This window comes from Prochlorococcus marinus str. MIT 9201 (assembly GCF_000759955.1).
In the GTDB taxonomy this organism is placed as follows: domain Bacteria; phylum Cyanobacteriota; class Cyanobacteriia; order PCC-6307; family Cyanobiaceae; genus Prochlorococcus_A; species Prochlorococcus_A marinus_G.
Genome location: NZ_JNAL01000006.1, coordinates 20764 through 31740, shown reverse-complemented (window position 1 = coordinate 31740; position 10977 = coordinate 20764). Strand labels below are relative to the sequence as shown.

Here is a 10977-nt window from a genome sequence, read left to right as displayed (position 1 = left end):
TTGTGGGAGTAGCTATTTTTCCAATTTCAAATAGTTTAGAAAAAATTGATTTTTTCAAGTCACTGATTAATGAGGTTTCTATATCTGTTTCTATATTTGTAGGTGCCATAACTTTCACAGGTTCAATTGTGGCAATGGCAAAGTTACAGGGTTGGTTGTCAACTCCAGGATGGACACAGAGCAAAGTTAGACATTTTGTAAATATTGTTTTTGCAGTTGCTTCCTTGATAGCCTTTTTTGACTTGATAAACGGCAATACAAATTCAATTTGGCTTTTAGTTATAGTTTCTTCTTTATTAGGTATCGGAGTTACCTTGCCAATTGGTGGAGCAGATATGCCAGTTGTCATATCTTTATTAAATAGCTATTCAGGGATTGCAGCAGCAGCAGCAGGTTTCGTTGTTGATAGTCAGCTTTTGATAGTGGCAGGCGCAATGGTTGGAGCTGCAGGTCTAATACTTACTCAAGTAATGTGCAAGGGTATGAATAGATCATTGGTCTCAGTTCTTTTTGGAGGATCTCTATCTGCACAAAGTACAACCTCTTCTGGTTCAGGAGAATACACAAACATAACATCTTGCAGTGTTGAAGAATGCGCATTGACTTTAGAGGCAGCCAACAAGGTAATTATAGTTCCTGGTTATGGTTTAGCAGTAGCTCAAGCTCAACATACTTTAAGGGAAGTGACAAAAAAACTAGAACAAAATGGTATTGAAGTTGTTTACGCAATTCATCCTGTAGCAGGGAGGATGCCTGGGCATATGAATGTACTTTTAGCAGAAGCAGATGTTCCTTACGAACAACTTAAAGAGATGGATGTTGTAAATCCTGATTTTCCAGCAACGGATGTTGTTTTAGTTTTAGGAGCAAATGATGTCGTTAATCCTCAAGCTAAAAATGACAGCTCTTCCCCTTTATATGGCATGCCAGTTCTTGATGTGCAGGAAGCAAGAACGGTATTTGTAATTAAACGTGGTATGAGTGCAGGTTACTCCGGAATAAAAAATGATTTATTTGATCTTCCAAATACCTCAATGGTCTTTGGGGATGCAAAAAAGGTACTGAATGATTTGATTGGAGAATTAAAGGATCTTGGAGTTGGGGAGAAATAATAGTATATCTTTTAGTTTTTCAGATTACGTAAAAAATAAGCCATTTCGAGAAGTCTTGCCTTGGATAGGTGGCGACTTACAAACTTTGAGAGATACTTTTGTTATTGATTTTGGTAAATCAATAAAAAATAAAAAAATACTCTTTCCGATTAATAAAATTCTTTCTAAAAATTTTGAATGTGATTATCTTTTAGGTTTTTTAGAATTACCTAAAAACTTAAACTCGCTTAGGGGTTTTGTAATCGTTACACATGGTTTAGGGGGCTCAACTAAACGGTTTGGTTTAAGAAGAATATCTAGGAAATTAGCAAATAATGGTTTTGGAGTTCTTAAATTAAATCTAAGAGGATCTGGATCAGCGAGATATTTAGCTAAAGGAAATTATTGTGCTAGATGCTCCAGTGATGTTATTTCAGCAATTAATTATTTTAAAAAATTGATTAATTTAGAGTACAAAGATCTCATGGTAAGGAATAATAATCTTCCAATTTACGGAGTTGGATTATCTTTAGGCGGAACAATTCTTTTAAATGCCTGCCTAGATTACGATGAAAACAAAGGAGAAAAACTTTTAGATGGCCTTGCCTGCGTGAGTACCCCTTTAGATTTATCTTCATGCAGTCTCTGTATTGAAAAACCTAGAAATTATATCTACCAAAAATGGTTACTTCACCGCTTAAAAAATCAGTTATGGGACGGATTTAATGATGAGGGCAAAATTCTTAATAATGAGAAATTAAGAATAAAAATTAGAAATTTAAAAAGTATAAGAGAATTTGATCAGAAATTTACAGCTCCAAGTTGGGGATTTAATTCTTTAGAAGATTATTATATTAAAGCTTCTCCAATATTTAGAATCCAAAACTCAATAAAAAAATTACCTAAAGTGCTTTTTATTCATGCCAAGGATGATCCTTGGGTACCATATGAGGATACTTTGAATTTAAGAAAAGAATCTATTGATAAATTCACTATTTTTATAACTGAAAAAGGAGGTCATAATGGTTTTCATTCGATTAATGGCTGCTGGTCAGACGAAGTCGTAAAGAAATGGTTTATGAGTATCTAGGACTATTTAAAAATGGTGTTTTTTTGAAAATCCATTTTTCTATTGGCTTACCGTTAATAATATGTGAGGTAAAAATCTCAGAAATTTTTTCTGGAGAAACTTTCTCATACCAAATACCATCAGGCCAAATAAGAAGAATTGGGCCGTTCTTACATACCCTTAAACAGTCAGCTTTTGATCTTAATATATGAACGTTTTTGGTAGAGGGATCATTCTCAAATTTTTTTAAAGTCTTTTTCAGACATTCCCATGTTTTTTGACCTTCATTGCCTTTAAAGCATTTCTGTTTTGTGGGTGTTGCGCATAGTAGAAGATGTTTTTTTATATTCACTTTTATCCAATACTTACGTATTTTTTCCCTTTTTTAATTTCTTGCTCAACAAAAAGTCTGGCCCAATTGTCTACTTCAAGAATATCCTCCAATTCGGGACTCAAATTCAATTTATCCATATGTGATTCACAAGCTTTACTAATAAATGTTGGAATTTCTTGAAAAGAAATTTTTTCTTTGAGGAATTGTTCAACAGCCATTTCATTAGCAGCATTTAATACTGCAGGCATAGTCCCAGAAGATTTTCCTGCAGCATAGGCAAGTCCCATGCATGGATATTTAAACTCGTCTGGCTCTTTAAAAGTTAATTTTCCAATTTCACTTAGGTTTAATCTTTTCCAATTTGTTTTAAATCTTTCAGGCCAACTCATCGCATATAAAATGGGTAGTTTCATATCTGGCCAACCTAATTGAGCTAATACTGAAGAATCTTCCATCTCAATCATTGAATGAATAATACTTTGAGGATGGATAACTATTTCGATATTTTCGTAAGAGGTCCCAAATAAATAATGAGCTTCTATAACTTCTAATCCTTTATTCATAAGAGTTGCAGAATCTACAGTTATTTTTTTTCCCATATCCCAATTAGGATGTGAAGTCGCATCTTCCACTGTGACATGCTTTAAATCCTCAATGGCCCAATCTCTGAAAGCTCCACCAGAAGCTGTTAAATGTATGGCTTTTAAACCCTTAGGCATCTCTCCTGTTGAAAAATCTGCATTTTCATAATTAGGTAATCCTTGTAAACATTGAAAGATAGCAGAGTGTTCTGAATCAGCAGGTAAAAGCCTACTATTATTTTTCTTTAATGCAGGAATAACAATTGGTCCTGCTGCAATTAAAGTTTCTTTGTTAGCAAGTGCAATATTTTTCCCCGCATTAATTGCTGACATTGTTGGAATTAAGCCTGCACAGCCTACTATCCCTGTGACCACAGTATCTGCCTTATCCCATGCTGCAACTGCGTTAATACCTTGCTTTCCACCTAAAACCAAGGGAGCATCATCCAAATCTAAGTTATTAATATTATCTTTTAAATCTTCTATAAGACTTTCATCCTCAATTGCAACTACCTCTGGTTTATGTGTTTTAACTTGTTCAGTTAATAAATTAATATTTCTTCCTGCAGAAAGAGCTACGGCTTTAAACTTATCAGGCTGCTCACTAGCTATTTCGAGAGTTTGAGTCCCTATTGAACCAGTAGAACCGAGCACAGTAATGTATTTCAATTTTCTCTGATATTTCTAATATCTTCCCATTTAAAGGTGTATTTAAAAAACAAAAATTTCAAATTGGTTTTTTTCTTAAAATTTAGACCCTTATCCATGTTGTTATTTCCTTTGATTGATCAATAAGTTCAATACCTTTTTCTTTTAACAAATTTCTGATTTCATCCGCCTTCGCATAATTCTTTTCCATTTTTGCTTTCAATCTTTCATCAATAAGCGATAATATTTCGTCTTCTTTTATTTTACTTTCTTTTACTAAAACCTCTTTTTTAAGACCAAGTACCTCGGTCAACTTTTCAAGAGTTTTAAAATTCTCAATAAGAAAGAATTTTTCATTTAGGTCTATTTTAAAACCTTCAACCCTTTGAAATTGGTTTAAAAAGTTTTTTAATGGTTTCGCTAAATCGTAAATAATTGCAATAGCACCTGCTGTATTAAGATCATTTCCAAGAGCCTCAGAAAATTTAAGCTTTTTTTGAGATAATTCAAAACATATTTTCTCTTTATATTCTTCTTCGAGAGATTCATTTTTTTCAATAGATCTAAAAGCACCTTTTGTAAGATCCATAAAAGAAAGGGCTACATTAATGTTTTTCCAAGCTTCTGAAGCACTCCTTAGAGCTTCTTCAGTAAAATCGAGTGGTTTTCTATAATTCACAGTCATAACAAAATATCGCAAAGTCATAGGGCTTATACCTGACTTAATTAGCTCTCTGATAGTTTTAAAATTTTTAAGGGATTTACTCATCTTTTGTCCATTTACATTGACCATCCCATTGTGTAACCAATAGTTTGCAAGCTTTTTGCCATTAGCTGCTTCTGATTGAGCGATTTCATTCTCATGATGAGGAAAAATCAAATCAGAACCACCTAAATGGATATCAATAGTATCTCCTAATTCATCTTTAACCATCGCCGAACATTCAATATGCCATCCTGGTCTACCTTTACCCCATGGCGAATCAAAAAATGGTTCATCATCTTTGGCTTTTTTCCATAGTGCAAAATCTTGCGGATTTAGTTTTTTACTATTTTCCTCATTAGCCATTCTTCCTTGCTGATTGATATTTTGTTCTTGTATATTTTGATTACTAAGCTTTCCATAATTTTTATTTTTAAAAACAGAATAATAAACATCTCCATCTCTAGAGTATGCATAACCTTTGTCCTCGAGGATTGTTATGAAGGAGCAGATATTACATATATGATTAGTTGCTCTTGGCATCCTATCCGGTCGCATTATCCCTAAAGAATCCATATCTTTATGAAATTCAATAATATTTTTTTCAGATACTTCCTTCATTGAACTGCTTTCTTCTTTCGCTCTTTTTAAGATCTTGTCATCAATATCTGTAAAATTTTGAACATACTTCACTTTGTAATCACTGTAAATTAAGAATCTTCTCAATACATCCCAAGCTATATAACTTCTGGCATGACCAAGATGACATAAATCATAAACAGTTACTCCACAACAATAAATTTTTACTACATCATCAATAGGCTTAAAAACCTCAACTCTTCTGCTTAAAGTATTAAAAAGTTTGATCATCTTAAATTAAGTATTTCATAAGGTTTATTTTGTCTCCATCCAATTGTCTCCAATACCAATATCAACTAAAAGAGGCACATTTAATTTTACGCAATCTTCCATAGTCTTCTTTACTAATTTCGTCGTAATTTCCAAAGAATCCGGTTCAACTTCAAACAATAATTCATCATGAACTTGTAAAAGCATTTTTGCGGGAACATTCATTTCTATAAATTTCTTATTTAGTTGAACCATTGCAATTTTGATAATGTCTGCACTTGAACCCTGAATTGGTGCATTAGCTGCGGCTCTTAATGACTGTGCTTCCATGCCAGCCCTTCTTGCAGATTGCAGGTCAATTTCGTAAGGATCTTTCCCTATTAATCTTCCAAGTCCATTTTTATCAAACTTAAATTCTCTTTTTCGACCAAAAATTGTTTTTACATAACCTTTTGATAAGGCAAGCCTTTCTTGAAGTTCAAGAAATTTGAAAATTTTTGAATATCTTTCTTTGTATTTTATTAGGAATTCTTTTGCCTCTGGAGTACTTACTCCTGTTGAACGGGCAAACTTTTTTATACCCATACCATAGATAACTCCAAAATTTATTGTTTTCCCAACTCTCCTTTCCTCGGATGATATTTCTTCTTTCTCGAAAATTAATCTTGCAGTCAAAGAATGAATGTCATCATTCTTATGAAATGCATTAATTAATATTTCTTCATCTGCTAAGTGAGCAAGTATTCTTAATTCGATCTGAGAATAATCAGCTGATAAAAGTTTCCAATTTTTTTCAGGCAAGAATGCTTTTCTGATTCTTCTACTAAATTCAGTCCTAACCGGAATATTTTGAAGATTAGGATTGCTACTACTGAGTCTTCCAGTTGCTGTAGCAGCTTGATTAAAGTTTGTATGAACCCTTCCTGTCTTTTCGTTAATAAGATTTGGAAGAGCATCAATATAAGTACTAAGTAATTTGCTGAGAGTTCTATGTTTTATTAAATGTTGGATTATTTCATGCTCGTCGACTAATCTCTCAAGAACTACTGCATCTGTACTCCATCCTGTTTTTGTTTTGCGTGATTTCTTTTTATCCAAATTTAATTTTTCAAATAAGATCTCACCGAGTTGTTTTGGTGAAGATAGATTAAAAGTTTCTTCTGCTAATTCATAAACTTTACTTTCAATATCTTCTAAGGTACTTTTTAGTTCTTTTGAGAGTTTATTTAAATAAGGGATATCGATGGTTATTCCATCCATTTCCATTTGTGACAATACCGGCTCTAAAGGCAGCTCGATTTCTTCGAACAATTTGATTAATTCATCTTTTTCCTTTGAAAATCTTTCTTTAAAAATTTTGACAATCTTAAAAGTTAGGAATACATCATAACCGCAGTAAATACTCGCTTCATTAATATCAACAAATGAAAAGTCTTTATTTTTCCCAACTGTTTCTTTAAATGAAGGGGGCTTAAATCCAAATAATCTAAAACTAATTTCACTTAATCCATGCTTCTCCTGGTTATTAAGAAGGTAGTCTGCTATCAAGGTGTCAAAGGTTACTCCTTTAAGATCAAGTCCATGATTAAAAAATATTTGCCTATCAAATTTAGAATTTTGGAGTGCCTTTTCTTTTTTCGGATCTTCTATCCAAGTTCTTAGTTTTGAGAAAACATCTTCAATTGATAATTGATTGGGGGTCTTTTTTTTTGTTTGATGACCAAGAGGTATATAAAATAAATCATCATTTTCTTCTCCAAGACATAATCCAATCCCAACAAGTTCCGCATCGATTGGATTTAAACTATTGGTCTCTGTATCTAAAGAAACTATCTCATTGGTCTTGTCTAATCTTTGAATTAATTTATCAAGTAATTCGAAATCATTTACAATAGTTACCTTAATTTTAGGAATTTTATTTTCACTATTTTCTAATTCATTTTTGCTTGAAATATTAGGTGGATTACCCTCCTCTTTAGCTACGTTATTTTTGGCAAAACCACCTTTGCTGAAAGTTGAATTGAAAATATCAATTTGTCTAAGTAGTGTTGATAATTCAAGTTTTTGCAGTGACTCTGAAAGTAGTTCTTGATTTATATTTTTTAATTCATAACCGTTACTTAAAATTAAAGGCACCTTAGTATTTATTTTTGCTAAATCCCTTGAAAGAAAAGCATTATGTTTATCGTTATTGAGCTTTTCTATAACTGAACCTTTGATGAATCCTTTATATTTTTTATCATTGTTCTGCTGAATATTTTCCAAAGCCTGGTAAATCCCATCAAGAGTGTCGTTCTCTTTTAGTAGATTAATTGCAGTTTTTGGACCTACCCCTTTAATACCAGGAATATTATCAGAACTATCACCAGTTAGGGCTTTAAGATCAACTACTCTTTCTGGCGCAACACCTAATTTTTCCTTTACTCCATTTTCATTCATAAGAGTTGGATTACCACTTTTCGCATATGGACCACCACCCATATAAAGTACATAAATATCTTTTTGATCATCTACTAATTGAAATAAGTCTCTATCTCCAGAAAGAATATTCACGCACCATCCTTTAGAAGAAGCATCATTTGCAATTGTGCCTAGGAGATCATCTGCTTCATAACCGGGAGATTTAAAAATTGGTAAATTGAGGCTTTCTTCTAAAATGATTTCTAGTTGTTCAATATCCTGAAAAAAAACATCTGGTGCTACATCTCTATTTGCCTTATAATTTGGATCTAATTCATGTCTGAAAGTTGGTTTTTCGGTATCAAACGTAATACAAACACCCTCAGGACTAATATTTTTGCAATTATCCAGAAGACTTTTTAAAAATCCATAAGTCACACTTGTTGGGAATCCTTCTTTAGTTGTTAAACCTCCATCAATCCCTTTGCTAAATGCGTAGAAGCTTCTAAAAGCGAGTGAATGACCATCGACTAAAAGTAAAATTGGTTTTTTAGAGTTTTCAGATTTTAAACTCATTTTCTCTTCTTAGCCCATGGTGGAATATCAATAAAGATTTGCTCTCCAGGTTCTAATCCATCAATTACTGAAGTTTTATTGCCACTACTAATACCAATTTCGATTTTTTCAAATTTGGGAGAATTGTTTTTATCAACTTTCAAAATTCCTTTTTCACCTTTTTCAGTGACAATAGAAACTGTTGGTACTAAAATTTTTTCTTCATTACCTTCGACTCTAAATTCAAGATCTGCAGTCATTCCAATTTTAATTTCTTCAGAAATATCTTTAAAATTTAAAGTTACTTCGAATGAGGTTACATTATTATCTTTTACAGCTCTTGTAGCTATTTTTTTAACTATGGCACTATATTTTTTTGAGGGATAAGCCTCAATTCTTACTGAGGCTTCTTGACCTATTTTTATTCTGCCAATGTCGCTCTCAGGAACTTTAGCAACAATTTCCAGGCCCTCTGATAGTTCAAAAATAAAGTTTTTGGTTTTAGGGTCTGAACTTAAGTTTGTAGATGGTGTGACATAAGATCCTATTTCAGCATATTTTGCAGTTATCTTTCCTCCATAAGGAGCTTTAATTAGATAGAAACTTTTTTCAGCTTTTGCATCATTAAGTTTTGCGCTACTAATGTTGTAGTTATTTTTATAACTTTCATAGTCTTCTTTACTTACCGCTCCTTCTTGATATAAATATTCCCTTCTTAAAAATTCAGATTTTTGTTTTTCTACATTTAATTCAAGTTCTTCAATTTTATAGATAAAGTCTTCATCATCAAGAGAAGCTAAAACCTGATCTTTTTTTACAAGATCGCCCTCATCTACTTTGATTTCTTTTATTACGCCCTGCTTGCGAGGCCCAATATTACTTGTCCTTATTGCTTTTACTTCACCACTAGTATTAATTGAATCTGAGAGGATTCCTTTTTCAACTTGAACTACAAAATCAGAAATATCTTTTGACTTATTTTTCTTGAAGGAATTGGTTATGAAAATGAAAAATATAGCTAGAGAAAGTAGTATAATTCCACTTCTTAAATTTATATTTTTTTTTATTAAATCAAACATTTCTTTTTAAAAGCAGAAGTAGAGAATATTTAGGAACTAAATGAATAATCAAAACGATTATAATTAACCTATCCAAGATTGGTTAAGTAAATACTATATTACTAAAAGATGTTTTCTTGATAATTTTTCCATAAGTTTTTTCAAATGTTAAAAGCAGGTATTATTGGTTTACCAAATGTTGGAAAATCAACTTTATTTAATGCACTTGTAGAAAATGCTAAGGCCCAAGCGGCTAATTTTCCCTTTTGTACTATAGAACCTAATAAAGGCATAGTTTCAGTCCCAGATCAAAGGTTGCTAGAGTTAGGTAATTTAAGTTCTAGCCAAAATATTATCCCAACAAAAATTGAATTTGTTGATATCGCAGGACTAGTAAAAGGAGCTAGTAAAGGCGAAGGTTTGGGAAATAAATTTTTATCAAATATTAGGGAGGTTGATGCAATAGTTCATGTTGTAAGGTGCTTTGAAGATAGTGATGTAATTCATGTTTCTGGAAAGGTAGATCCCTTAGATGACATTGAGATAATTAATCTGGAATTGAATTTAGCTGATTTATCTCAACTCCAAAAAAGAAGAGAAAGAATTAAGAAACAGGTTAGAACTAGTAAAGAGGCAGCAAAAGAAGATACTTTATTAGAAAAAATTGAAGAAGAGCTAGAGAAAGGCCTTTCAATTAGATCAATATCTTTGAATGAAGAAGAAAATTTAATAATTAAGCAATTAGGCTTCCTTACTGCTAAACCAATTATTTATGCAACTAATTTGAATGAAAATGATTTAGCTGAAGGTAATGATTTTTCATCAACAGTTCAGAGTTTTGCAAGTAATGAAAATACAGAATGTATAAAAATATCAGCGCAAGTCGAATCTGAATTAATAGAGTTAGAACCAGAAGATAAAAAAGACTACCTTATTGGCTTAGGAGTAGAAGAAGGGGGATTAAGTTCTTTAATTAGATCAACATATAAATTATTGGGATTAAAAACTTATTTTACTACCGGAGAAAAGGAGACAAAAGCATGGACAATAAAAGATGGGATGACTGCGCCACAGGCAGCAGGGGTAATTCATACTGATTTTGAAAAAGGATTTATAAGAGCTCAGACTATTTCATATCAAAATTTAATTGATTCAGGTTCAATTGCCAATGCAAAAACTAAAGGTCTTTTAAGAAGTGAAGGTAAGGAATATATTGTTAACGAAGGTGATGTAATGGAGTTCTTATTTAATGTTTAGTAAGTCTCTTAAGGCTTACTATTTTGCTTTTTGAATTTAAATTCAAAAAATGAAATTAATAAAATTAAGATACATCCTAAGCAACTTCCTATTAACCCAAAAACAATGGTTGTAAAACCATCATCGTAGCCATATTGTAATTGTGGTAAGTGAGGGGGGATCGGCATTATTTGTCAACAGAATTTTCAATATCTTCCAGTAAATGTTTAGTTGATCTACTAAAACCATTTGTTTTTAAATAGTTTTGAGCCTCTCTAAATTTTTCAGCTACTCTTTTTGCATAAGGAGTATTCATGGAATTTTGAGTCATGTTGAAAATGCGACTCATTTTATAATCTGATTTAAGGAACCCCTTGATAAGTATTCAAAAATACAAGAATATAAAAATAGGATTTTTTACTTATTAAGAAATTTATTGTGAAAAGTTCTTGA

9 protein-coding genes are annotated in these 10977 nt (G+C 31.9%); 3 read left to right on the top strand and 6 right to left on the bottom strand.

What is annotated here, in order from left to right:
• Positions 1-1112 (top strand): NAD(P)(+) transhydrogenase (Re/Si-specific) subunit beta (locus EU95_RS07110; RefSeq protein ID WP_032521578.1); only part of this gene is annotated, 1112 nt, incomplete at its 5' end.
• Positions 1093-2181 carry a YheT family hydrolase gene (locus EU95_RS07115; RefSeq protein WP_032521577.1) on the top strand — a complete coding sequence of 363 codons (1089 nt, stop codon included), beginning with the start codon at positions 1093-1095 and terminating at the stop codon, positions 2179-2181. The genes EU95_RS07110 and EU95_RS07115, both read left to right, overlap by 20 nt.
• Here EU95_RS07115 and EU95_RS07120 read toward each other — a convergent pair.
• The 5 genes from EU95_RS07120 to EU95_RS07140 form a co-directional block, all read right to left on the bottom strand.
• Positions 2168-2512 carry a (2Fe-2S) ferredoxin domain-containing protein gene (locus EU95_RS07120; RefSeq protein WP_032521576.1) on the bottom strand — a complete coding sequence of 115 codons (345 nt, stop codon included), beginning with the start codon at positions 2510-2512 and terminating at the stop codon, positions 2168-2170. The two genes, EU95_RS07115 and EU95_RS07120, sit on opposite strands and share 14 nt — an antisense overlap.
• A gap of 2 nt (positions 2513-2514) precedes the next feature.
• A complete protein-coding gene (locus tag EU95_RS07125) occupies positions 2515-3744 on the bottom strand; it encodes a 1-deoxy-D-xylulose-5-phosphate reductoisomerase (RefSeq protein ID WP_032521575.1) in 1230 nt (409 codons plus the stop codon).
• A gap of 82 nt (positions 3745-3826) precedes the next feature.
• Positions 3827-5296 carry a cysteine--tRNA ligase gene (gene cysS, locus EU95_RS07130; RefSeq protein WP_032521573.1) on the bottom strand — a complete coding sequence of 490 codons (1470 nt, stop codon included), beginning with the start codon at positions 5294-5296 and terminating at the stop codon, positions 3827-3829.
• Between the two features lie 24 nt (positions 5297-5320).
• Entirely contained in the window at positions 5321-8251 is a 2931-nt protein-coding gene (polA, locus tag EU95_RS07135; protein ID WP_032521572.1) for a DNA polymerase I, read from the bottom strand.
• Entirely contained in the window at positions 8248-9309 is a 1062-nt protein-coding gene (locus EU95_RS07140; protein ID WP_032521571.1) for an efflux RND transporter periplasmic adaptor subunit, read from the bottom strand. The genes polA and EU95_RS07140 overlap by 4 nt, the downstream gene beginning before the upstream one ends.
• A 144-nt stretch (positions 9310-9453) precedes the next feature.
• On the opposite strand from EU95_RS07140, the gene ychF reads away from it, so the two are divergent.
• Positions 9454-10545: a redox-regulated ATPase YchF gene (gene ychF, locus EU95_RS07145; protein ID WP_032521570.1), complete on the top strand. Its 1092-nt coding sequence runs from the start codon at positions 9454-9456 to the stop codon at positions 10543-10545.
• 166 nt (positions 10546-10711) lie between these two features.
• Here the strand turns inward: ychF and EU95_RS09745 are convergent, their stop codons facing one another.
• Positions 10712-10873 (bottom strand): hypothetical protein, encoded by a 162-nt coding sequence (locus EU95_RS09745; RefSeq protein ID WP_193742432.1) that lies wholly within the window; start codon positions 10871-10873, stop codon positions 10712-10714.
• Positions 10874-10977: the final 104 nt, after the last annotated feature.

What these genes read in the sequence shown, in the direction of transcription:
- cysS (WP_032521573.1), bottom strand. Translation starts at nt 5,296, where the DNA reads ATGATCAAACTTTTTAATACTTTAAGCAGAAGAGTTGAGGTTTTTAAG.
- ychF (WP_032521570.1), top strand. Translation starts at nt 9,454, where the DNA reads ATGTTAAAAGCAGGTATTATTGGTTTACCAAATGTTGGAAAATCAACT.
- EU95_RS09745 (WP_193742432.1), bottom strand. Translation starts at nt 10,873, where the DNA reads ATGAGTCGCATTTTCAACATGACTCAAAATTCCATGAATACTCCTTAT.
- polA (WP_032521572.1), bottom strand. Translation starts at nt 8,251, where the DNA reads ATGAGTTTAAAATCTGAAAACTCTAAAAAACCAATTTTACTTTTAGTC.
- EU95_RS07140 (WP_032521571.1), bottom strand. Translation starts at nt 9,309, where the DNA reads ATGTTTGATTTAATAAAAAAAAATATAAATTTAAGAAGTGGAATTATA.